At 37.5% G+C, this 23,337-nt stretch carries 20 protein-coding genes, 2 tRNA genes and 1 pseudogene; 9 read left to right on the top strand and 14 right to left on the bottom strand.

Going from position 1 to position 23,337, the window contains the following annotated elements; genetic code table 11:
- The first annotated feature begins 206 nt into the window (after positions 1-206).
- The gene (locus AW17_RS24410) at positions 207-371 is read left to right on the top strand and encodes a hypothetical protein (RefSeq protein WP_167343646.1); all 165 of its coding nucleotides are present in this window, start codon (positions 207-209) and stop codon (positions 369-371) included.
- A 129-nt stretch (positions 372-500) separates the two neighbouring features.
- Here AW17_RS24410 and AW17_RS24845 read toward each other — a convergent pair.
- The 5 genes and pseudogenes from AW17_RS24845 to AW17_RS06435 all read right to left on the bottom strand — a co-directional run.
- Positions 501-710 (bottom strand): annotated as a pseudogene (locus AW17_RS24845) (NAD(P)/FAD-dependent oxidoreductase); the annotation flags it as partial.
- A gap of 1 nt (position 711) precedes the next feature.
- Positions 712-948, bottom strand: coding sequence for a hypothetical protein (locus AW17_RS24850; RefSeq protein ID WP_245235015.1), 237 nt, complete (start codon positions 946-948; stop codon positions 712-714).
- Between the two features lie 5 nt (positions 949-953).
- Positions 954-1,283 carry an FAD-dependent oxidoreductase gene (locus tag AW17_RS24855; RefSeq protein ID WP_245235016.1) on the bottom strand — a complete coding sequence of 110 codons (330 nt, stop codon included), beginning with the start codon at positions 1,281-1,283 and terminating at the stop codon, positions 954-956.
- Between the two features lie 74 nt (positions 1,284-1,357).
- Positions 1,358-1,981 (bottom strand): class I SAM-dependent methyltransferase, encoded by a 624-nt coding sequence (locus tag AW17_RS06430; protein ID WP_029275301.1) that lies wholly within the window; start codon positions 1,979-1,981, stop codon positions 1,358-1,360.
- A gap of 79 nt (positions 1,982-2,060) precedes the next feature.
- Entirely contained in the window at positions 2,061-2,972 is a 912-nt protein-coding gene (locus AW17_RS06435) for a UbiA prenyltransferase family protein (protein WP_029275302.1), read from the bottom strand.
- Positions 2,973-3,182: 210 nt separating this feature from the next.
- On the opposite strand from AW17_RS06435, the gene AW17_RS06440 reads away from it, so the two are divergent.
- A complete protein-coding gene (locus AW17_RS06440; RefSeq protein ID WP_029275303.1) occupies positions 3,183-3,602 on the top strand; it encodes a VOC family protein in 420 nt (139 codons plus the stop codon).
- 575 nt (positions 3,603-4,177) lie between these two features.
- Here the strand turns inward: AW17_RS06440 and AW17_RS06445 are convergent.
- The 3 genes from AW17_RS06445 to recO all read right to left on the bottom strand — a co-directional run bounded on the left by AW17_RS06445 (position 4,178) and on the right by recO (position 5,206).
- A tRNA-Val gene (locus AW17_RS06445) sits at positions 4,178-4,252 on the bottom strand.
- Between the two features lie 55 nt (positions 4,253-4,307).
- Positions 4,308-4,385, bottom strand: a tRNA-Val gene (locus AW17_RS06450).
- A 95-nt stretch (positions 4,386-4,480) separates the two neighbouring features.
- Positions 4,481-5,206: a DNA repair protein RecO gene (gene recO / locus AW17_RS06455; RefSeq protein ID WP_029275304.1), complete on the bottom strand. Its 726-nt coding sequence runs from the start codon at positions 5,204-5,206 to the stop codon at positions 4,481-4,483.
- Between the two features lie 121 nt (positions 5,207-5,327).
- On the opposite strand from recO, the gene AW17_RS06460 reads away from it, so the two are divergent.
- Positions 5,328-7,679, top strand: coding sequence for an efflux RND transporter permease subunit (locus tag AW17_RS06460; protein WP_029275305.1), 2,352 nt, complete (start codon positions 5,328-5,330; stop codon positions 7,677-7,679).
- 563 nt (positions 7,680-8,242) lie between these two features.
- On the opposite strand, the gene AW17_RS06465 is transcribed toward AW17_RS06460, so the two are convergent.
- Complete coding sequence (locus AW17_RS06465) at positions 8,243-8,515, bottom strand: hypothetical protein (RefSeq protein WP_051691668.1); 273 nt, start codon at positions 8,513-8,515, stop codon at positions 8,243-8,245.
- Positions 8,512-8,700 (bottom strand): hypothetical protein, encoded by a 189-nt coding sequence (locus AW17_RS24100; RefSeq protein ID WP_131031924.1) that lies wholly within the window; start codon positions 8,698-8,700, stop codon positions 8,512-8,514. Before AW17_RS24100 ends, AW17_RS06465 begins: the two co-directional genes overlap by 4 nt.
- A gap of 84 nt (positions 8,701-8,784) precedes the next feature.
- Here AW17_RS24100 and ileS point away from each other — a divergent pair, with 84 nt between their 5' ends.
- The 5 genes from ileS (at position 8,785) to AW17_RS06490 (ending at position 15,009) form a co-directional block, all read left to right on the top strand.
- Entirely contained in the window at positions 8,785-12,186 is a 3,402-nt protein-coding gene (ileS, locus tag AW17_RS06470; RefSeq protein ID WP_029275307.1) for an isoleucine--tRNA ligase, read from the top strand.
- 30 nt (positions 12,187-12,216) lie between these two features.
- Positions 12,217-12,600: a TraR/DksA family transcriptional regulator gene (locus AW17_RS06475; RefSeq protein WP_025144123.1), complete on the top strand. Its 384-nt coding sequence runs from the start codon at positions 12,217-12,219 to the stop codon at positions 12,598-12,600.
- Positions 12,600-13,202, top strand: coding sequence for a lipoprotein signal peptidase (locus AW17_RS06480; RefSeq protein WP_029275308.1), 603 nt, complete (start codon positions 12,600-12,602; stop codon positions 13,200-13,202). The genes AW17_RS06475 and AW17_RS06480 overlap by 1 nt, the downstream gene beginning before the upstream one ends.
- A gap of 386 nt (positions 13,203-13,588) precedes the next feature.
- A complete protein-coding gene (locus tag AW17_RS06485) occupies positions 13,589-14,119 on the top strand; it encodes a DUF4269 domain-containing protein (protein WP_029275309.1) in 531 nt (176 codons plus the stop codon).
- 209 nt (positions 14,120-14,328) lie between these two features.
- Positions 14,329-15,009: a 3-keto-disaccharide hydrolase gene (locus AW17_RS06490; RefSeq protein ID WP_029275310.1), complete on the top strand. Its 681-nt coding sequence runs from the start codon at positions 14,329-14,331 to the stop codon at positions 15,007-15,009.
- A gap of 301 nt (positions 15,010-15,310) precedes the next feature.
- Here AW17_RS06490 and AW17_RS06495 read toward each other — a convergent pair whose 3' ends face one another.
- The 4 genes from AW17_RS06495 to AW17_RS06510 form a co-directional block, all read right to left on the bottom strand.
- Positions 15,311-15,670 (bottom strand): ribosomal maturation YjgA family protein, encoded by a 360-nt coding sequence (locus tag AW17_RS06495; protein WP_029275311.1) that lies wholly within the window; start codon positions 15,668-15,670, stop codon positions 15,311-15,313.
- A gap of 111 nt (positions 15,671-15,781) precedes the next feature.
- Positions 15,782-17,008, bottom strand: coding sequence for a 2-oxoglutarate dehydrogenase complex dihydrolipoyllysine-residue succinyltransferase (gene odhB, locus AW17_RS06500; protein WP_029275312.1), 1,227 nt, complete (start codon positions 17,006-17,008; stop codon positions 15,782-15,784).
- A gap of 103 nt (positions 17,009-17,111) precedes the next feature.
- Positions 17,112-19,907, bottom strand: a complete 2,796-nt coding sequence (locus AW17_RS06505; RefSeq protein ID WP_029275313.1) for a 2-oxoglutarate dehydrogenase E1 component — start codon at positions 19,905-19,907, stop codon at positions 17,112-17,114.
- Between the two features lie 187 nt (positions 19,908-20,094).
- The gene (locus tag AW17_RS06510; protein WP_029275314.1) at positions 20,095-21,369 is read right to left on the bottom strand and encodes a DASH family cryptochrome; all 1,275 of its coding nucleotides are present in this window, start codon (positions 21,367-21,369) and stop codon (positions 20,095-20,097) included.
- Positions 21,370-21,546: 177 nt separating this feature from the next.
- Here AW17_RS06510 and AW17_RS06515 point away from each other — a divergent pair, with 177 nt between their 5' ends.
- Complete coding sequence (locus tag AW17_RS06515) at positions 21,547-23,160, top strand: DUF4139 domain-containing protein (protein ID WP_029275315.1); 1,614 nt, start codon at positions 21,547-21,549, stop codon at positions 23,158-23,160.
- Positions 23,161-23,337: the final 177 nt, after the last annotated feature.

A 23,337-nucleotide genomic window follows, 5' to 3' on the forward strand; every position in this document is an offset into this window, starting at 1 on the left:
ATAAACTCATTACTATACACATAGCATGATTAAGCTGTTTCATTTTCCAGACAGCTTAATCAGCGGTTACCCAACTAATTGCACTGATAAATGTATAAATATCAGCGGAATAACAAAAAAGTATAAGTTATTAACAATTCAACATTTTTCTTGTTTTTTGGCTTGGGATTTGTCTTAAGAAAATTAACCTTATTAAACTCATTCCTATGCTTGTTAAATTAGACACATCCGTTTTCAGGCTTTCCAGGCACAAAGCAGAAAGCGAAAAAAAAAGTATTACACCACTTACAAGAGCGCAATGGATTACTGCTGATAGAATCGTAATAGCAGCGATGTTTATTGCAACAATTGTTGGCGCAATCTTATTTTAAATTTCCGATGGTTGATCAAAAATCTTCAGAAATCATTTCCTTGTTCATTGCCACTGCGGCCATTGTTCCTGCAGCTGTAATGATAGATAGCGACCTGAACAAGGTTGCACAATCTCCTGCGGCATAAACGCCTTTGGCAGTGCTTTGCTGCTGTTCATCAACCTTTATTGTTTTTAAATCTGTTAATTCAAAACCGAGCTGTTCGTTGAAGTTGTAATGTTGTTCAACATCCGATTTAAGGTAAATCGCCTTTAAGGCTATTTTTTCACCATTTTTAAAAACAACATCTTCGAGATAACCATTATTGTGCAGTAGTTCAACAACTTCATCTTCTATAATACTAAATTGATTTGGATTTCAGTTTTTCAGTCTGCTCGGCGCTTAGCTGCGATTTACCATTGGTTAAAACCGTTAAATCTTTATTCCAATGGTTCAGGGTTTTGGCCATCTCAAATGCATGCCCGCCATTCATTAACAGGCCTATTTTTTCATTCTTCACCTCGTAACCATGGCAATAGGGACAATGTATAGCAGAAATTGCCCAGCATTCAGCCAAACCTTTAATATCAGGCAGCACATCTTTTAAACCTGGGCCAACAATATTTTTCGTGCAGTAAAATTTTCGCCGTTTTCTATGCCAACATTAAAACCTCCATCTATTTGTATAGCCGAAATGGCTTTCCCTTCTAAAAATCTAACTGTTGGATATTCCAGTACTTCTGCTTTAGCAGCTTTAGAAATGTCTGCAGGCTTATGGCCATCATGCGTTAAAAAATTATGTGAATGCGGTGTCTGCCTGTTGCACAGTTTACCGGCATCAATTACCAAAACATTTCTGGTCGCCCTACCCAAAGTTAATGCGGCAGATAAGCCAGCGTAGCTTCCACCAATTATAATTACATCAAAATCCATATCTAAATCTTTTAATGCAAAGATCAGAAACGAATTGTCAAACGCAACATAATTGCATTAAATGAATGTCATTTTTATTTTCTGAAGATTGTTGCTTTAATAAAGCGCCCATAATATAGCCGTTCCTCAACAATCAGATAATTGGCTTTGAAAAAGTAAGGATTCATATCGATAAGCTGATGCGCTTCTACTATACCCAGTAATTTAAAAAATCCGTACATCGATCTGATTAACAACCATTTCCACCAGTTTCCGTTGGTTTTATTTAACGAAAAGTCGACCTGGAACCACAATCCATCTTTCTTTAAATACCCATTTAACTGTACAAACACCTTTGCAGCGCGTTGTTCGGCAAAGTTATCAAACAGAAAAGGCGTTAAAATTACATCAAATAATACATCAGTTTTAAAATCCTCAATACCAATATTTACAAATTCAACGTGGTTGTTTTTATAGTTTCGTTTTTGAGAAAGCGCAATCATTTTAGCAGATATTTCTACATAAACGATCTTTAATCCTATATAAATTTTCGAGAGTTCTTCCAGGATCCACCCGGTTCCTCCACCAACAATTAATATATGGCTATTCTCCTGAATATATGGAAGTTGATTGACCTGCGCATTAACCTGCGATTTAAAAAACACCAAACGGCTTAAAGCATCGTAATGACCAGCTATTTTATCGTAGTTGTTATTCATTGGTTAACTGTTTAATAGTTGAAATTGGTTAATTGACATACCACCGATTAACCCCTTAACCGATTTAAACAATTAACCCCTATCGCACAAACTGCATCCCGATTATTCCGCATATCGCCTTGAATAAAATCAGCCCATCTATAACCATTAGATAATAAAGTATGTTTTTTCTTCTGTGCATGGAATAGGCCACATAAATGGTCAGGATAAAAGGCAGCACATTAAATAAAACCTGCGGCAATCCAAAACCTTTGTAACTGGCAAATATGCCTAAAGAAACTAAACCTATAATCAGCAATGGGATCAGGATACTGAAAATTGTTCTTCGCAGGCCATAACGTACTACGAATGTTCTTAAATGTCTATTAGCATCGGTTGGATAATCTTTAATATCAAAAATGATTGCATTTACGGTGCAGAACATCCAGTTTTTAATAAATAGCCAGGTCCACAATACAGAATCGTGGTAGCCAATGCCAGTTTCAATTTTAAGCATAATCAGCGGCAGCACATTGGCACAGCAGGCCCACACAAAACCGATTACAAAAGCTTTTAACCAGCCTGTATTGCGCAGGTTAAATTTGAGGAAAGATCTGGGCAGTAAACCATAATATAGGCCGCCTGCAGTGATGATGATCAATATTGCTACCCAATAACTGATCGGCAGGCTCATAATATGCTGAAAGTTTCGGTAAAGCAGGTTGATGGCCAACAGCATACAAATAATAAAAAGCACAGCCTGACTCCAGTTAATAAGCTGTTTATGTTTGAAGTACCACTGGTTGCGCGGATTGGTTGCAGATGGTTTGGTAGAAACCTTATTGTAAGCGTAGGTATAATAGATGGTTGGCGCCAGAAACAACAACAGGTAGTAATTTAATGAATTAAGTGGCAACCTTAATTGGAAAGTAGCCTCGAGTGTTAGGGCAACAGCCAGAATACCCACGAAGTAGTTTCCAAAGAAAATGAACCTGATAATTTTACCGAACATTTGCCGCAATTTTTCAGCTGGCAATTTCGGATATATAATTGAATAAGGTAAATAAATAAAACATAAATTACCTTCTATTTAAACTCATTTCTGTGGAGAAAAAACATATTTAGAAGAAGTGATTTTCTGCTATATTGAGCCAGTAAGAAAAACTAACAAAAACGATATTGATTGTAATACAACTTACACTCAGCCAAATAGAAAAATAATATGGAAGAACAAAAAGACAACTTAAATTCGCCGGCAGATACCATTCCAAAAGTGACCGGAATTGGTGGCATTTTCTTTTTTTCAGATAATCCACAGGAAACGAAAGACTGGTATGCTAAAAATTTAGGATTTGAAATGAGTGCCTGGGGCACCTCGAGTTTTGAATCCAGAAGCCTCAATAATCCTGATGAGATCGAATCACTTCAATGGAGTCCGTTCAAAAAAGGGGATGAATATTTTTCGCCATCCAAAAAAGATTTCATGATTAACTACCGTGTACAGAATATGGAAGGTCTTATTGAGAAACTTAAAGAAAACGGCGTAACCATACTCGATGAGATTGCAACTTACGATTATGGGAAATTTATCCATATTATGGATGGAGAGGGTAATAAGATTGAGTTGTGGGAGCCTAAATAGCATTTTTTGTCATTCTGAACGCAGTGAAGAATCCCTAACATAGAGCACTGATCATGTTTGACCCTGAGTATCTTAAAAAGATTCTTCACTGCGTTCAGAATGAAAATCATCTTTCCCTATATTTTACGCTGCCACCATTGATAGACTCCAATAAATCATCGTCTCGATCCAATAGCTATCGGATGAAGCGTAGTCCCGAACTTTCGGGAGAGAGATCTATCTTGACAAATTTAGCTTCGCTGAGCCTTCGGGTTCTCGACTGCATTGCACTCCACTCGAAATGACGAATATAATTTTCGCAAACAAAAAAGGTTGTATTATAAGTTCTATTTCCGATAGATTTGTCATGTTGAGCTTGTCGAAACGCCTTTAAGATATTTAAAAGAGGTCCTTCGACAAGCTCAGGATGACAATGTTACACTTATGATACAGCCTCTTAGGAATTAAGGGGGAAATGATCCCGATTGAAATTGGGACGATCCTCACGGCATAAAGGAGGTGACATAAACCAGATGAACTAATTTTCCTAAATAGCAAAAAAAAGCCTCTCAATAAATTGAAGGGCTTTTTTATTGTGGGAAATGAGGGGTTCGAACCCCCGACCCCCTCGGTGTAAACGAGGTGCTCTGAACCAGCTGAGCTAATTTCCCTTTTTGGGTGTATTCAAAGTTTTATAAAAAAGCCTTCCAGTTGTACTGAAAGGCTTGGTGGGAAATGAGGGGTTCGAACCCCCGACCCCCTCGGTGTAAACGAGGTGCTCTGAACCAGCTGAGCTAATTTCCCTTTTATAATTTTGTCAAACTTAATGTCCCATCCTCCGTTTGGGAATGCAAATATAGCGCTATAAAACTGTTCTGCAAATCTTTTTTTCTTTTTTTTCAACTTAACAAAGTTTCGAGGATTTTATGCGATTGTACCACCCCGAAAGACGCTGTATGTAAGGCATAGAAAACCAATATCTTATCTAACAGAAATCGTCGCTGTGTATTGCTCATTTTTATTTCATAAATTTTTTCGAGTGGCGTATTAAAAAGCAAAATAAACCCTACTGCATCTTCTAATATGAGATAATTGGAGTGGATTGGCAGTCTGGAAGTAAACTCGCCCTCCTGCAGATCGAAATAAACCTGGTCGTTTCTCCTTTTCTCATTAGGCGAGAAACCTAAAAAACGGGTAAGTTTTAATAAAAACGACAAATGAAAATTCGGATTGATCTCTTCAATTTCATCAAACCAGGCGATCGAATTAAAAATATAATCGAATAAACTCTCATCAGCTGATTGTTGCCTGATGCTTTTATATAGCACCTCATTTAAAAAAATAACGATACTGGTTTTAATCATATCGTAAGGGATGCTTTTAAAAACAGGCGTTTGCCGAACTTCAGATACCCTTTGAATATTGGTATTTGATTTATGATAAACCACCATATCCAACAAATGGAGCGATTGCAACATGTTCATCTTAATCTTCGCTTTTGGCTTTTTAACACCATTAATGAGATAAGACTGCATGCCGAATTTATCGGTAAGCACCTGCACTACTACACTGCTTTCACTGTAATTGGTGGTTTTTAAAACAATGCCTCTAACTTTGTGCAACATCCGGTTAAAACAATTTTTTCAAAAGTATGTTATTTGTGCAAATTTAATTGTGCAAAAAGTAATCACGTTTTACAAATAAGATTAGTTTTGCCGTTAATATTATTATTAAACTAAGCTGCACATGTGGGTTAAGCTATCGAGATTCATTCTTCAGAACCGTATCGCAATCATCGTATTTTTTTTATTAGGAACAATTTTCATGGCTTATCAGGCCAAAAATGTAAAACTCTCTTATACAGGGAGCAAAATCCTGCCCGTTACCGATAGTGCTTTTATAAAATATAATGCCTTTAAAAAGACCTTTGGCGAAGATGGAAGTGTAATGGTGGTGGGAATACAATCGCCTGATATTTTTAAAAAAGAAGTTTACAACCAATGGGTCCAGCTTTCTAACGACATTCAGAAATTAAAAGGCATTAAGCAGGTTTTATCATCAGGAAGGATTTTTCAACTGGAAAAAGATACTGTGAACCAAAAATTTGTTTTAAAGCCGCTTCCTGGTGGTTTGGTTAAAACTGATGCTGAGATGGATTCGATCAAGAATACCATTTATAATAATCCTTTTTTCGAAGGACTGGTTTACAACCGTCAGAATGCCACCTTAATGGCCATTACTTTTGATACCAAAATTTTAAATACTGCTGAGCGTAACCCTATTTTAAAAGAAATTGAAGCAAAAGCCAAAGCTTTCCAGGCTGCGACAAAGATACAGGTGCATATTTCGGGCTTACCTTATATCCGTACCGCGGTAAGTAAATTGGTAAGTAACGAATTCGTATTGTTTTTGGGCTTATCTATCTTGGTTTCTGCGCTAATCTTATTGTTTTTCTTCAAGAAATTTTATGCCGTATTCTTCCCTATTTTAGTGGTTGTGATGGGTGTTATCTGGAGTATTGGCACATTGGTACTATTTGGTTTCGAACTTACTATTCTAACAGGGCTGATTCCGCCGCTTATTGTAATTATTGGTATTCCAAACAGTATTTTATTGTTAAACAAATACCAGAATGAACTTAGAAAAGACGGCGATAAACAGCGTGCATTAAGCGTAACTATAGAAAGAATTGCCATTACAACGCTAATTGCGAACATTACCGCAGCCATTGGATTTGGCGTATTGTATTTTACAGGAAGTGAGTTATTGATGCAATTTGGCAGTGTAGCCTCTATAAACGTAATGATTACCTGGTTAATGTGCTTATGTTTAATCCCAATTATCTTCAGTTATTTGCCAGCGCCTAAACTTAAGGCACAGAACCACGTTGAAGAAGGATTTTTGCATAAATTATTAGTCAAAACCGATACACTGGTACAGCACAAAAGTGGATTGATCTATATCGGAACGATTATCATCTCCATCATTGCCTTTATCGGTGTGATGAAAATCAATGTTAATGGCTATGTGGTTGATGACCTGCCCAAAAACTCGGAGATTTTAACGGATTTAAAGTTCTTTGAGAAAAATTTTGAAGGTATTTTACCCTTAGAAGTAAGCGTAGATACGAAGAAAAAGAACGGAGTTTTCAATTTAACCAATCTGAAAAGAATGGAAAAACTGGAAAAAATGATTTCTTCCTATCCGGAGTTTTCGCGTTCTATTTCAGTAAATATGGGCTTAAAGTATGCCACCCAAGCATTTTACAATAACGATTCTACCTTTTTCCGCTTGCCAGATAATTTAGAAAAGAACTTTATTCTGGCCTACATCGCCAATGGCGGCAAAGGAAATGCAAGTTTGTTAACCAACTTTATCAGCAAGGGTAATCAAAGTACAAGGATCAGTTTTCAAATGGCTGATGTTGGCTCAAAACGTTTAGACGCCATTATGGCCGAATTAAAACCGCGGATCGACAGTATTTTGCCTCCATCTAAATTTGATGTAGAACTTACGGGATCGAGCATTATCTTTTCTAAAGGGACGGATTATATGTTAAAGCATTTGGTTGAAAGTATAGCGCTCGCCATCGTATTGATCTCCCTTTTAAGGTTGGCACAATTTAAGAGTTTGGGCATTATGTTTATTTCGCTATTGCCCAACATTGTTCCGCTAATTATTACCGCAGGGATTATGGGTTATTTTGGAATTTCCTTAAAACCTTCTACCATATTAATTTTTACCATCGCCTTTGGTTTAGCATCCGATCAGACCATCTATTTCTTAACCCGTTACCAGCAGGAATTAAACCTGACCAATTTCAGCGTACCAAAAGTAATTACCGATACCATTACCGAAACAGGCGTGAGCATGACGCACATTGCTTTAATTTTATTCTTTGGCTTCGGAATTTTTACGGCATCTACTTTCGGAGGAACGGTAGTACTTGGCCTGCTTCTATCCATAACCTTATTGGTCGCTTTAATTTTCAATTTAACTTTATTACCAGCGCTGGTATTATGGTTAGATAAAAAGAAAGTAAGAAAGCTGATATCTGATGAAGAATCGGCGAAGAATGCTAGTGAGTTTGACCATTAATCAGTTGGGAATTTTCAGTTGGCCGTTTGGAGTTCTGGGTGCCTAACCTGAAACAAAATAAATATCATTCCTAGCCTTGGGTTTAAACCCAAAGGCTTTTATTTTAGATAAAAAAGTCCCCAATGGTTCGTGTCCTCACGAACCATCGGGGAGTCTTCGGTCCGTGGAGACACGTACCGAGGCATGGGAAAGTTAGAAAATAGGTATCTGATGAAGAGTCGGCGAAGAATGCTAGTGAGTTTGACCATTAATCAGTTGGGAATTTTTAGTTGGCCGTTTGGAGTTCTGGGCGCCTAACTTGAAACAAAATAAATATCATTCCTAGCCTTGGGTTTAAACCCAAGGCTAGGAATATTAATTCTAAATTTCTTACACAAACCCAAGTTACCTAAACCTGATGGCAGCGACAGCCCTGAAGCATGAGGGCTACAGCGCACAGCAGGACTAACATTAAAATGGAACGCGAACATTGCTTTACAACACCTTTTAAACCACATAAAACATTTGAGAACATGTAAGCTCAAAGAGAAATAAACTCGCTGATTTAAGACGATTTATGCAAATTATTCCGCTGCAGGCTTTTTATCCTCTTCATCTACCGGAACTTCGACCGTTGGATCGGTAATGATTTCGGCATTACCATCATTATCCTTTTTGGCAAATAAAATAGGATACAACAGCCACAGCGCACCAATAATAACCAGCACGCCCGCCAGCATCTGTAAATAGATACTTCCTTTTACCTCATTTGCATCCAAAATTTTATAGGCGATAAAAGAAAGTACGCCAGCTATGAGGATGAAAACGGCTTTCTGCAATTTTAAGAGCTTAATCATGGGTTCTTTCTTTTTAGTGTTACAATATGGATTAAAACAAAAATAAGCCCGATTAGTTCGAGCAAGCCACAGAAATAAAAAGCATAAAGTACAAAATCCCGGTCTGAAGGGTTTATTACCGCAACAATTGGCAAAGCAATTACGGCAACAATCATCAATGTAAGCCCGATATTAAATAATTTCACATCAAAAGTATTTACATCAAAACTACCAAAATTCAGTCAATTCTGTTAACTTTGCAACCTTTAATTTTTTGAGGTACTTGATTGATGTATAGCGAATTTAAACAATTGGAACTTGCCAAAATAGGGCAAGAAATACTGGATTTTTGGAAAAAGGAAAATATCTTTGAAAAAAGTATTTCTTCCCGTCCGAAATCTAATCCGTTTACTTTTTACGAAGGCCCACCGTCTGCCAATGGCATGCCGGGGATTCACCACGTAATGGCGCGTGCAATTAAGGATATTTTTTGCCGCTATAAAACAATTAAGGGTTATCAGGTTAAAAGAAAAGCTGGTTGGGATACGCATGGCCTACCTGTTGAACTTGGAACTGAAAAGGAATTAGGGATTACTAAAGAGGATATTGGTAAAACCATTTCTATTGAAGATTATAACGAAGCCTGTAAAAAAACAGTAATGCGTTACACTGATGTGTGGAACGAATTGACCGAAAAAATGGGCTATTGGGTAGATATGAATGACCCCTACATTACCTATAAGTCGAAATACATGGAATCGGTGTGGTGGCTTTTGAAGCAGATTTATGATAAAGGATTAATCTATAAAGGTTATACTATCCAACCTTATTCTCCAAAAGCCGGAACAGGATTGAGTTCGCATGAGGTAAATCAGCCTGGCGCTTACCGAGATGTTACAGACACAACGATTGTTGCTCAATTTAAGGCGATAGCAAATACGTTGTCTCCGTTTTTACAAGCATTTGGAGATATTTACCTGATGGCCTGGACTACTACTCCATGGACTTTACCATCAAACACTGCTTTAACGGTTGGACCAAAAATCGACTATGTTTTAATCAAAACGTTCAACCAATATACCTTTTTGCCAACAAATGTAATTTTGGCAAAAAACCTGATTGGCAAGCAGTTTAGTAAAATTTTCTTTGAAAGCAATGAAGTTGAAGATTTTACAAATTTTAAAGCTGGCGATAAAAAAATCCCTTATCAAATACTTGCCGAATGCAAAGGAAGTGAGCTGGTTGGCATTAAATATGAACAACTGTTAACTTACGCATTGCCATACCAAAATCCCGAAAATGCTTTTAGAGTAATTTCTGGAGATTTCGTAACTACTGAAGATGGTACCGGTATTGTTCATACTGCCCCTACTTTTGGCGCGGATGATGCTAAAGTAGCTAAAGAAGCCATTCCGGAAGTACCACCAATGTTGGTATTAGACGAAAATGATACCCCCGTTCCATTAGTGGATTTACAGGGTAAATTCACTAAACATGTTGGTCCTTTTGCAGGCAAATATGTAAAAAACGAATATTACAATGCTGGCGAAGCACCTGAAAAATCGGTTGATGTAGAAATTGCCATTTTATTAAAAGAAGAAAACAAAGCTTTTAAAGTAGAAAAATATGTTCACAGTTACCCACACAGTTGGAGAACTGATGAGCCACTTTTATATTATCCTTTAGATTCGTGGTTTATTAAAGTTACGGATGTTAAAGACAGAATGTTCGACCTTAATGAAACCATTAACTGGAAACCAAAGTCAACTGGCGAGGGGCGTTTTGGAAACTGGCTAAAAAACGCCAACGATTGGAATTTATCCCGTTCGAGATACTGGGGAATTCCTTTGCCAATCTGGAGAACTGAAGATAAAAAAGAAGAAGTGTTAATTGGTTCAGTTGAGGAACTTTACAATGCCATTGAAAAATCTATAACAGCTGGTTTCCAAAAAGAAAATCCTTTTAAGGGGTTCGAAATCGGAAACATGTCTGAAGAGAACTATGATTTAATCGATTTACATAAAAATGTGGTCGACAAAATTATTTTAGTATCTCCATCAGGCAAACCAATGAGTCGCGAAAGCGATTTAATTGATGTTTGGTTCGACTCTGGTGCTATGCCTTATGCGCAGTGGCATTACCCTTTTGAAAACAAAGAAACAATTGATGGAAATGAAGATTTCCCTGCAGATTTTATTGCCGAAGGTGTAGACCAAACCCGTGGATGGTTTTATACGCTACATGCGATCTCTACATTGGTTTTTGATAAAGTAGCGTACAAAAATGTGGTTTCGAATGGACTGGTACTAGACAAAAACGGACAAAAAATGTCTAAACGTTTGGGCAATGCCGCGGATCCATTCCAAACCATTAACGAATATGGTGCTGATGCCACGCGATGGTACATGATTTCTAATGCAAATCCTTGGGACAACCTAAAATTTGACATTGACGGAATTGCTGAAGTGCGCCGTAAATTCTTCGGAACGCTTTACAATACCTATGCTTTCTTTGCTCTGTATGCCAATATCGATAAATTCGAGATCGACAAAAATAATTTAAGCAAAGTTGAAGACAGAACGGAATTAGACCGCTGGATTTTATCGTTATTGCAAACCTTAATCAACGAAGTTGATGAAAGTTACAATACTTACGAACCAACGAAAGCTACCCGTGCTATTCAGGCTTTTGTTGATGAACATTTGAGTAACTGGTACATCAGGTTAAGTCGCCGCCGTTTCTGGAAAGGCGAAATGACCGATGATAAACGTGCAGCTTACGAAACATTATATACTTGTTTAGAAACCTTGGCACAGTTGATGAGTCCTGTTGCGCCTTTCTTTGCCGATTGGTTATATAGAAACTTAACCGTTACCGATGCACATGCGGAACAATCTGTCCACTTAACTTTATGGAAAGAGGCTGATCAAGGTTTGATTGATACCGATTTGAATGAGCGTATGGTTTACGCTCAGGATATTTCATCGATGGTTTTATCGCTGCGTAAAAAATCGGGCATTAATGTGCGTCAACCACTTGAGAAAATCCTAATCCCATCTTTAAGTGGCGATTTCGAACAAAAAATATCAAAGGTTGCCGATTATATCCTTTCTGAAACGAATGTTAAACATATCGAGTTCATTACCGATACGCATGGTATCGTTAAGAAAAAGCTGAAACCAAACTTTAAATCGTTGGGTAAAAAAGTTGGAAAAGATATGAGCCTTGTTAAAGAGGCTTTAGAAAATTCCAATCAAGATGATATCCAACGTTTAGAAAATGATGGCTTCATAATTGTAGTTGGCAACAATGGTGAAGAATTTACCGTCAATTTAAATGATGACGTTGAGGTTTTTGCGGAAGATATTCCGGGATGGCAGGTAACCAACCTGGGCAGCTTAACTGTTGCTTTGGATGTTACCATCTCAGAAGAGCTGAAACAAGAAGGTATTTCTCGCGAATTGGTTAACCGTATCCAGAACTTGCGAAAAGAATTAAACTTTGAAGTAACAGATAGGATTAAAGTTTCGTTACAAAATGATAACTTGGTGGCCAGCGCAGTTGCCAAAAACAAGGATTACATTTGCGCGGAAATATTGGCCGATGAATTTGAATTAACAGATACTGTAAATAATGCAAACAAAATCGTTATCGACGATGTTGAGTTAAGCATTTCAGTAACTAAAATATAAATCCATATATTAGAAAATTAGAAAAAGAACATGGAAAACAGCAACAAAACACGCTACTCAGACAGTGAATTACAAGAATTTAAAGAATTAATTCAAGATAAATTACGCATGGCGAAAGAGGAACTTAACTCTTTAACCACTTCTTTGAGTAATCCAAACGCAAACGGAACAGAAGATACTTCAGGTGCGTACAAAACATTAGAAGACGGTTCTGCAACAATGGAAAAAGAGCAGATTAATCAATTGGCTGCACGTCAGAAAAAATTTATAGACAACCTTGAGAATGCATTGGTTCGTATCGAGAACAAAACTTATGGTATTTGCCGCGAAACCGGAAAATTAATCCAAAAAGAACGTTTACGCGCTGTTCCTCATGCAACATTAAGCATGGAAGCTAAATTAAAGCAGAGTTAATGAAAGGCTATACAAAACCTTTAATTGTTATCTTTTTAGTTTTACTGGCCGATCAGCTGGTTAAAACCTGGGTTAAAACGCACATGTACCTTGGTCAGGAATTCCATATTATTGGCAAATGGTGTATTATCCATTTTACCGAAAATAATGGAATGGCCTTTGGGATGGAGTTTGGTGGTGAATTTGGCAAATTAGCCTTATCACTTTTCCGTATTGCTGCTGTTGCAGGAATTGGTTATGGCTTACATTATCTAATTAAGCATAAATATCACCGCGGTTTAATCTTAAATGTTGCACTGATTTTTTCTGGTGCACTAGGAAACATTATCGATTCTGTATTTTACGGAAAGATTTATAGTTACGAAAGCTGGTTTCACGGTCGTGTAGTAGACATGTTCTACTTCCCGATTGCAGAAGGACACTTCCCTACCTGGGTACCAATTTGGGGAGGCGAAGAGTTTGTTTTCTTCAGACCTGTTTTTAACCTTGCAGACGCAGCCATTTCAGTTGGCGTGATACTGATCCTCATCTTCCAGAAAAACTACTTTAAAGAAGATGTAAAAGACAATGTGAGCATCAACAGTGAGATTGTAGAAGATTAAATAAGCGACCCGTCATGCTGAACTTGATTCAGCATCTATCTAAGAAGACCCTGATCCCGATTATCAGGACAGGTGACGAAAATACAAAACAGCCCATTTCTTAATTGATATGGGCTGTTTTTTTTGTAGAATCGTCATTCCATAAGTCCTATTGGTTGGTGTCACACCGACCAATAACATAAATACATCACATCCTTTTGGAAAGCAATTATAGAAGTAGATATTTAAATCCTTCCCCGCTATCCTTTCTGCCAATCGATCTTGTGCTTGGCTTCAGTTTCATCATAAAAAAGAGGGCAGAATAAACGCATTGGCATTCATACTATCGGGTTTAGTAACTTTGGGCACTTCAAAAAACAAAGGTTAAAACTTATAGCCAATAATAAATGATCACCTTCCTCAATATATCTTATTTACAGTTAGGCAATGAAAGGCAAAAGAAGGCTTATCAGGTGCTAACTGATAATGAAATTATAGAAAAGCTTGCTCCTTACCATCCAATATTTGTTGGCACCATTCCAATCAATATCGATATCGAAAACAGCGATTTGGATATCATTTGCGAAATTTCTGATAAAAATGAATTTATCGACAAATTAAATGCACTGTTTGGATCTGAAAAAGACTTCACCATTCATCAAAGCCCTAAATTCGATGCGATTAGGTTCAGCTTTTTGATGGGTGAATTCGAGATTGAAATATTTGGGCAAAATATCCCCACTACGCAGCAAAATGCTTATCGGCATATGCTCATTGAACACAAATTACTCTCAGCAAAAGGTGAAAAATTTAGGCAGGACATCATTGATCTCAAAAACCAAGGTTATAAAACGGAGCCAGCATTTGCTGAACTACTGGGATTTGAGGGGAAATCCACACGAAGAATTATTGAAATTAGAGTCTTAGCGGGACGCTAAGACCAGATCTTGAGTTGGAGCATCGCTGTCATTCTGAACGCAGTGAAGAATCTTAATCAAAGAAATACAAAAGTTCAAACCACTCAATAAAGATCCTTCATTTCATTCAGGATGACAACCATTTACACTATTTTCCCTATACTTTATTCCGGCTATTATTATTTCATCATTTTTTAAAATATATTTGGAATACAAAAACCAAATATATCATGAAACTTTACTATGCCTTTTTACTACTAGTTATTATTAACAGCTCAGCATTTGCTCAAAAAAGCCTTTTTAACGGAAAAAATCTAAACGGTTGGCATGTAGATGTACCTGCGATGGATAAAAAGCCCGATACCGTTAATCCGTTTATTGTACGCAATGGTATGTTGGTAAGTCTGGGTACACCAGGGGGGCACCTGATAACCGATAAAATTTATAAAAATTACCAGTTAACAGTACAATACCGCTTTGCCGGCAAACCAGGTAATTGTGGTGTTTTAGTTCATGCATCTACACCAAGGGCATTGTACGGTATGTTTCCAAAATCGCTGGAAGTGCAGATGCAACATAAAGATCCTGGCGATTTCTGGTGCATCGAAGAAGACATTACAGTACCTGATATGGTTACCAGACGTGGGCCTCAAGAAAACTGGGGCGTAAATGGGAATAAACTCCGCCGGATTAAAAATTTAACAGACGACAGTGAAAAACCTCTTGGCGAATGGAATACCATGGTTATTCAATGTTTGAATAACGAAGTTAAAGTTTGGGTAAATGGCACAATGGTAAACTATGGCACAAATTGCACTGCAAGTAGCGGGCAAATTGCTTTACAAGCAGAAGGTAGTGAAGTAGAATTTAAACAATTGGATTTAAAACTAATTAAAGCGTTATCTAAATAGCCCATTAAATTTAGCTTCTTTGCCTAACGCGGTCGTCATGCTGAACTTGTTTTACAAGTAGAAGTAGCGTTTTCAATTGTCTTGTAGCTACTACGTGGTCAGCATCTTTCATGCTAAATAGACCCTGAAATAAATTCAGGGTAACGACAATCGTTAGTCGGGATTTGCAATCCCGTCTTTAGAGCTAAGGATTTTTAATCCTTGAAATTGGATTCATTAACATAACTGTTAAATTAGATTGCAAATCTAAAGAACAATAGATCTGGATTACAAATCCAGGCCAACTCATGAAATGATTAACTCAATCTTTAAATAATAAACAGATCAGATAGCCTACAAAATAAGCGAGCAGATCGTAAACATTAAAAGAAGTACCCAATATAGTACTCATTAATTTGTTGTTTTCCCAACCAAACCAGGTAACATAATTTGCCTTTTGGAGGAACTCAATTACGAAAGAAAAAATTAAGACGCCTAATGCTAACTGCTTATTATTGGTTTTAAGGAAAATCCTCAAAAATGCGTAAATCAAGATAATAACCAATACGTCTCCGCCAAAAGGTCTGATAAACGCATCGTGAAGGTATTTGCCAATTAAGATTTCAATTAAGAATATCGCAAGAAAAATAAAGAAGAATTTCGAGTTGAACGTTAATTTCATTTTGGGGTATAAAAAAGAAGTCAAGTTTTTATAGCACATTGGCCATTAAAACTTGACTTCTTTATCTTGACTTTCTATAAAGAATTAAGTCCCCTTTAGGGGATTTAGGGGTTAGATACCTAATAATAATCTAGCTGGATCTTCTAACAATTGTTTCACACGAACCAAGAAACCAACCGACTCACGTCCATCAATAATTCTGTGATCGTAAGATAAAGCAACGTACATCATCGGACGGATGACCACTTCACCTTTTTCAGCTACCGGACGCTCAACAATGTTGTGCATACCTAAAATAGCCGATTGTGGCGCATTGATAATCGGAGTCGACATCATTGAACCAAATACACCTCCGTTAGTGATAGTGAATGTTCCACCAGTCATTTCTTCGATGGTTAATTTGCTGTCACGTGCTTTTAAAGCCAATTCTAAAACTGATTTTTCAATCTGAGCTAAAGTCATGCTTTCTGCATTGCGGATTACCGGAACCACTAAACCTTTTGGTGCAGAAACTGCAATCGAAATATCAGCGAAATCATTGTAAACCAATTCTTCACCTTCAATACGACCATTAACCGCAGGGAAATCTTTTAATGCTTCGGTAACTGCTTTAGTGAAAAAGCTCATGAAGCCTAAACCAACACCAAATTTTTCTTTAAACTGATCTTTATATTTTCCGCGCAAATCCATAATCGGCTTCATGTTAACTTCGTTAAAAGTAGTCAACATTGCGGTTTCATTTTTAACAGCAACTAAACGTTTTGCAACCGTTCTACGTAGTGGAGACATTTTCTCACGACGTTCGCCACGGCTACCTGCAGGAGCAGCAGCTGCAACAGGAGCACTTGCTTTAGGTGCTTCTGGTTTTTTACCCGCCTCAGCCTTAACAGCATCATCTTTAGTTATACGACCATCAACACCAGTACCTTTTACAGCAGCAGCGTCAATTCCTTTTTCTGCAAGAATTTTACCGGCAGCAGGAGAAGGAATTCCTGTAGCATAGCTTTCGCCTGATTTTTCGGCAACTGGAGCTGCAGTTTTATCTTGAGCAACAACAGCCTTTTCTTCAGCTTTTGGTGCATCAGCTTTCGCAGGAGCCGCACCACCATCTTCAATTTTACAAACTACTGCACCAATGGCTAATGTATCGCCTTCGGCTGCTATGGTTTTTAAAGTTCCAGCTTGTTCTGCAGTTAATTCGAATGTTGCTTTGTCCGATTCTAATTCGGCAATAACTTCATCCATTTCAACAACATCGCCATCGTTTTTTATCCAACGTGATAAAACAACTTCGGTTATCGACTCACCAACAGGTGGAACTTTTATCTCTAAACTCATTTTTGTAATGTTATGTTTTCTATTGTTAAAGGTTCAATGTTGTAAAGTCGAAATGTTTAGGCTGCTTAACCTTATACCTCAAACCTTACGCCTTAAACCTCATTTAATCTATCTGAACTAATTTTTTTGTTGCTTTTTTGGCGATATCCTTTACATCATCCGTTACCGAAATCTCTAAAGCTTTTGCTAAAATATAAGCCTGTTGATTGGCATGTTGTTTTGCAAAACCTGTTGCGGTACTGCTGCTTTCTCTTCGCGAAATTACATCAATGCCTTTTAATGCTGTTTTGTACAACCTGCGGAACAAATATGGCCATGCGCCCATGTTCTCTGGCTCTTCTTGTACCCAGAAAACTTCTTTAGCATTTTTATATTTCTTCTGGATGGCTTCCATCTGATCAACCGGAGTTGGATACAGCTGCTCTACACGAACCAGGGCTACATGTTTCAATTTATCAGCCTGTTGTTTCTCCAATAACTCGTAGTAAATTTTACCGCTACAGAAAACAATACGTGTTACATCTGCAACTTTAACATTTACATCGTCAATTACTTCTTTAAAACCACCTTCGGTAAATTCTTCTAGTTTAGAAACACAAGCAGGGTGGCGCAATAAACTTTTAGGTGTAAATACCACCAAAGGTTTACGGAAATCGCGTTTAAACTGACGGCGTAAAACGTGGAAGAAATTTGCCGGAGTAGTACAGTTTGTTACCTGCATGTTGTAGTCGGCACACAGCTCCATAAAACGCTCAATACGTGCTGATGAGTGCTCTGGTCCCTGACCTTCGTAACCGTGAGGCAATAACATTACCAAACCATTTTCGCGCTGCCATTTGGTTTCGGCACTTGCAATATACTGATCGACAACAATTTGCGCTCCGTTAAAGAAATCGCCAAATTGTGCTTCCCAGATGGTTAAAGCATTCGGGTTTGCCATGGCATAACCATACTCGAAACCTAAAACGCCATATTCTGATAAGTGTGAGTTGTAAATATCGAAAGCCGCTTGTTGATCTGAAATATTTGCCAATGGTACATATTCTTCCTCACTATCTTCAAGCGTTAATACCGCATGACGGTGAGAGAATGTTCCTCTTTCTACATCCTGACCGCTTAAACGAACACGTTTACCTTCCGATAACAAAGTACCATAAGCCAACTGCTCGCCCATTGCCCAATCGAAAACATTGGTTTCGTTAACCATTTTGCCACGTTCAGCAAATAGTTTTTCAATTTTCTTGAAGAACTTTTTATTAGATGGCAAAGCTGTAATGCGCTTACCGATTTCTAATAAAGTAGATTTTTTAACCGCAGTAACAGGAGATGATTCGAAATCTTTAGGTGTAGCCATCCGCAAATCTGCCCATGCACCACCAAATTTAACTTCGGCATTACCTGCAACAAATTCTTTCGCTTCGTTTAAGCGTTCCTGCAAAATACCACGGAAATCTTTTTCCATTTCTTTTGCCAAACCGGCTTCCAACTTACCCTCTTTGGTTAACTGATCGATATAGATTTCCCTTGGATTAGGGTGTTTTTCGATTGTTTTGTATAATAATGGCTGGGTGAATTTAGGCTCATCAGACTCATTGTGACCGAAACGACGGTAGCAAAGAATATCGATAAAAACGTCGTTTTTATATTTCTGACGATACTCCATTGCCAGGTTAATTGCATAAACCAAAGCCTCAGGATCATCACCATTTACGTGAAAAACCGGAGATAAAGTTACTTTAGCAATATCGGTACAATAAGTACTGGTACGTGCATCTTTATAATTGGTGGTAAAACCAATCTGGTTATTAATTACCAGGTGAATAGTTCCACCGGTTTTATAACCTTCAAGGCCTGCCATCTGAATTACTTCGTAAACAATACCTTGTCCGGCAACTGATGCATCACCATGAATCAAAATTGGTGCTAAGCGACTGTTATCACCACCATATTTGAAATCGATTTTTGAGCGGCTCATGCCTTCTACCACACCATCAACAGTTTCTAAATGCGATGGGTTAGGACATAAACTTAAGTGAACACTTTTACCCGAAACGGTAGTTACATCCGTAGAATAACCTAAGTGGTATTTTACGTCGCCACCAAATGGCGTATCTGGGTTGTAGCTTTTACCTTCAAACTCAGCAAAAATATCTTTATATGTTTTTTGCATGATATTGGCCAACACGTTTAAACGACCGCGGTGCGCCATACCAATTACAAATTCTTCAATACCTAATTCAGCACCTTTTTCGATTACTGAATCTAAAGCTGGGATTAAAGCTTCTGCTCCTTCTAACGAGAAACGTTTTTGACCCAAAAATTTGGTACCTAAGAAATTTTCGAAACTTACCGCTTCGTTTAATTTCCGGAGGATGCGCTTTTTCTCATCGATTGAGAAATTAGGGGTATTACGTGCACTTTCCATTTTTTGCTGAATCCAGTTCAACACTTCAGGTGTACGTAAAAACTTATATTCTGCACCGATTGAGTGTGCGTATGTTTGTTTTAAAAAGGCTACAATGTCTTTCAATTTTGCAGCACCGATACCAATCTCAACACCAGAGTTGAAAACGGTTTCTAAATCAGCATCCGATAATCCAAAATTTGCAAGATCTAATGTTGGTAAATGTTTACGTCTTTCGCGAACCGGATTGGTGTGCGTAAATAAGTGACCACGGCTACGATAGCCATCAATCAGATTTAAAACATTAACCTCTTTTAAAAATTGTTCAGGAGTTTCTGCTGTTACTGTAGGGGCTTCTGATCCTCTTCCAAAATCGAAACCTTCAAAAAATTTCTGCCAACCAAATTCAACAGACTCGGGATCTTGTTGATATGATTGATATAAAGACTCTATATATTCGGCGTTTGCGCCATTAAGATAAGATAATTTATCCATTATTAACTGTTTACTATAAGCATTACAAAATTAGAATTTTACCTTATATAAATGGCAAAAATCTCGATTAAAATGAGAATTATTGAATGACAAAATTATTGCAGGAGAGAATGACAAAAATACCACTTGTATTAATCGATAAAATTTCAATTCCATCATTCAACACTCCATCATTCAGTCATTACAACTATGATGCCCAAGTTAAGGAGTAATTGCCTTTTGGGTCAAGGTTTTTGATATTTTTATCTAGATCGAAAACACTTTTTGATTTCTGATCATTACCTACACCAGCTACATTGGCCCAGTTACCCCAGTTACTTGCAGGATTATAATCGATCAGTTTTTCTTCAAAATATGCTGCACCAAAAATCCAGCTCACTTCTAAATTATTGATCAGGTATAAGGCAGCGGTTTGTCTGGCGATATTCGAGATGAAACCGGTCTGATTTAACTCCGTCATCACCGCATCTACCACAGCAAAACCTGTTTGCGCATTCTTCCATTTACTAAAATTATCCTGCTCATTCACAATATCAATCAGGCCCTGGCTGCCAAATCCATCCGGACTAAAAAACGTATTGCCGTATTTTTTGAACATGAAACGGAAGTAATCTCTCCAAAGCAGGCCTAATAAAATATGATTGAACATGGCTTTTGTATTGGGTACACCTTCCATTTTTTTAATTTCCCAGTATACTTTTCGTGGTGATAAACTACCCATGGCCAGCCATGCCGATAGTTTTGAAGCTAGAATTAAATTCTTGGTTGTTGCTGCCTGTTGCATGGCTACAATCACTTTTTGGAGATGGGCCAAACCTTCAGCCTCGCCACCAACAAATTCAAAATCAGCACGCTGGTCTTTTTGCTGTGGCAAAAGATTAAAGTCTTCTAATGAAGATAATGTTCCCCAATCAATCACTTCGGCTACATTAATCCGATCGGGTGCCGAAAAACAGGGCTTAATAATCGAATCGCGTTCAATTTTCTTTTTAAACTGGTTAAAGGCGTCGGGAATATCCTTAATGGGAAAAGGGAGGTCCTCCTTATTATATAAGGTATGGCCAATAAAATGTTTAAGGTTGATGCGTAATTTCCAAAGTGCATTTTCTACCAAAGTTGAAACATGTGTTTCTTCGCGTGCTACTTCACGGTGATGGTAAACTTCGGTAATCTCATATTCCTGAGCAAGTTGAGGAATAATATCTTCGGGATTGCCTTCGGCGATAAGCAAGTTGCCGCCAATCTGTTTTAAAGAATTGCGTAAGCCTAAAACACTTTCTAAAATAAACTGCGCTCTAATATTACCTGTTTTTAACGTACCGTATTTTGTTTCGCCAAAAGAACGGCGATCGAGAATGTAAACAGGCAAAATTGAATCAGATTTAGCAATCGCCTCGACCAGCATTTCGTTATCATGCAAGCGAAGATCATTTCTAAACCAGACTAAAATTTTTTTGGACATCTTTTATCGAAAAGGGTGTAAGAACGCGTTTACAAATTTATCTTATTTTTCTTCTTCATCAAACACCTAAATAATTCTTTACAAATAGGTAACAAAAAAATACTCTTTTATGGAAAACTGGGTATTAACACATCTTTCAATCAAATATTGATCTCAACACACCTTAATAAAAAAAATATGAAACGAATACTCATCAGCCTGTTATTTCCAATAAGCGTATTTGCACAGCAACAGATAAAAAGTAAAGCGATACTGGAAAGTGTAACGGTTTACAACAATGGAGCACAACTTTTACATAAAGGAAAAGTAAACCTTCCATCAGGAACATCAGAAATTGTGGTCAACAATATTTCCGGACGGGTAAATGAAAATTCGATACAGGTTAGTGTTTCGCCGGGAGTTACCATTTTATCTGTTCAATTTAACAAAGATTTCCTAAACACCGATGCTGCCAATCCTGAAATTAAAAAACTGAGCGATAGTGTTAAAATAGTAAGCAACGAATTAACCAAAACAAAAAATGCAAAAACCATTGAAGAGCAAACTTTGCTTTTACTCGATGAGAACAGAAAATCGGGTGGCACAGCCAATGGAACAAATGTGGCAGAACTGATCAAATTAGCAGAATACTACCGCACAAAAAATGCAGAGGTTAGAAATGCCATATCAGCACTCGTATTGATTGAGGATAAACAAAACCAAAAACTAAACGCATTGCAACAGCAGATTTCCGAATTAAGAAACAACCCTAACCAACAGCTGGGGCAATTGGTACTTCAATTAATGGCAAAAGAAAATATAGATGCCAGTTATAATGTTTCCTATGTTACGCCAAATGCAAATTGGCTGGCAAGTTATGATATAAAAGCGATTAGCACCTCAAATCCGTTAGGTATAGTGTACAAGGCAGCGATTATACAGAGCACAGGTCTAGATTGGAAAAAAGTTAAACTTTCTTTATCTACCGGTAACCCAAATTACAACATTACTGCTCCAAATTTAAACCCATGGTTTGTATCAACCTATCAACAGCAGCAAATTCGGATCAGAGGAATGGCCTCACCCATTGCCGACAAAAGTGAGCTAAGTGAGGTTGTAGTTGCAGGATATGGTACTGAAAAAAAGAAAAATTTTACCGGTGCAGTTTCTACCGTGAACGATTATACTACTGTTAACGAGACCCAATTGGGCGTAACATTTGATATTGACATCCCCTATGACGTGAATAGCGATAACAAACCTCATACCGTTGCATTTAAAGAATATGAAGTGCCTGCCAAATACAAATATTACGCTGCTCCAAAACTAAGTACCGATGCTTATTTATTGGCTGATGTAACCGACTGGGAAAAACTAAATCTCCAGGCCGGAAATGCCAATATTATTTTTGAAGGCACTTATACAGGGAAATCGTATATCAACCCAGCGAACATTTTGGATACCCTGAGTTTAAGCATGGGAAAAGATAAAAAGATTATTATCACAAAAGAGAAACAACAGGATTTTAGCAGCACAAAATTTATTGGCTCGAATAAAAAACAGGTTTTTACTTATCTGATCAAGATTAGAAATACTAAAAAAGAAACGATAGATCTATCACTTAAGGATCAATATCCGTTATCGACAGAAAGTGATATCGAAATTGAATTGTTAGAGAACGGTGGCGCAGAAGTAAACAAAGAAAACGGAATGCTCTCCTGGCAGTTAAAAATTGCCCCTAACGAGACCAGAACTATCAAATTAAGCTACTCTGTTAAAGCCCCTAAAAATAAAATTATTGCGGGACTGTAGACTTAGTCTTCAGGGAAATCGCTTTTAAAACATGTGCAAAAATTAATTAGCCACGGAAACACAGAAATCACGGAGAAGAAGTAAATTTTTCCGTGTTTTCGTGCTTCCGTGGCAAACATAATGCTTAGGTATGCGCAGAAAGAGGAAGAATTATCAGAGAAAAGTTAAAAGCGATTT

Origin of the sequence: Pedobacter borealis DSM 19626 (genome assembly GCF_000708285.2) — a bacterium.
GTDB lineage: Bacteria > Bacteroidota > Bacteroidia > Sphingobacteriales > Sphingobacteriaceae > Pedobacter > Pedobacter borealis.

Coding starts and splice junctions, on each gene's coding strand:
- AW17_RS24410 (WP_167343646.1), top strand. CDS start 207: ATGCTTGTTAAATTAGACACATCCGTTTTCAGGCTTTCCAGGCACAAA.
- AW17_RS24855 (WP_245235016.1), bottom strand. CDS start 1,283: ATGGATTTTGATGTAATTATAATTGGTGGAAGCTACGCTGGCTTATCT.
- AW17_RS06430 (WP_029275301.1), bottom strand. CDS start 1,981: ATGAATAACAACTACGATAAAATAGCTGGTCATTACGATGCTTTAAGC.
- AW17_RS06435 (WP_029275302.1), bottom strand. CDS start 2,972: ATGTTCGGTAAAATTATCAGGTTCATTTTCTTTGGAAACTACTTCGTG.
- AW17_RS06440 (WP_029275303.1), top strand. CDS start 3,183: ATGGAAGAACAAAAAGACAACTTAAATTCGCCGGCAGATACCATTCCA.
- recO (WP_029275304.1), bottom strand. CDS start 5,206: ATGTTGCACAAAGTTAGAGGCATTGTTTTAAAAACCACCAATTACAGT.
- AW17_RS06460 (WP_029275305.1), top strand. CDS start 5,328: ATGTGGGTTAAGCTATCGAGATTCATTCTTCAGAACCGTATCGCAATC.
- AW17_RS06465 (WP_051691668.1), bottom strand. CDS start 8,515: ATGATTAAGCTCTTAAAATTGCAGAAAGCCGTTTTCATCCTCATAGCT.
- ileS (WP_029275307.1), top strand. CDS start 8,785: ATGTATAGCGAATTTAAACAATTGGAACTTGCCAAAATAGGGCAAGAA.
- AW17_RS06475 (WP_025144123.1), top strand. CDS start 12,217: ATGGAAAACAGCAACAAAACACGCTACTCAGACAGTGAATTACAAGAA.
- AW17_RS06480 (WP_029275308.1), top strand. CDS start 12,600: ATGAAAGGCTATACAAAACCTTTAATTGTTATCTTTTTAGTTTTACTG.
- AW17_RS06485 (WP_029275309.1), top strand. CDS start 13,589: ATGATCACCTTCCTCAATATATCTTATTTACAGTTAGGCAATGAAAGG.
- AW17_RS06490 (WP_029275310.1), top strand. CDS start 14,329: ATGAAACTTTACTATGCCTTTTTACTACTAGTTATTATTAACAGCTCA.
- AW17_RS06495 (WP_029275311.1), bottom strand. CDS start 15,670: ATGAAATTAACGTTCAACTCGAAATTCTTCTTTATTTTTCTTGCGATA.
- odhB (WP_029275312.1), bottom strand. CDS start 17,008: ATGAGTTTAGAGATAAAAGTTCCACCTGTTGGTGAGTCGATAACCGAA.
- AW17_RS06505 (WP_029275313.1), bottom strand. CDS start 19,907: ATGGATAAATTATCTTATCTTAATGGCGCAAACGCCGAATATATAGAG.
- AW17_RS06510 (WP_029275314.1), bottom strand. CDS start 21,369: ATGTCCAAAAAAATTTTAGTCTGGTTTAGAAATGATCTTCGCTTGCAT.
- AW17_RS06515 (WP_029275315.1), top strand. CDS start 21,547: ATGAAACGAATACTCATCAGCCTGTTATTTCCAATAAGCGTATTTGCA.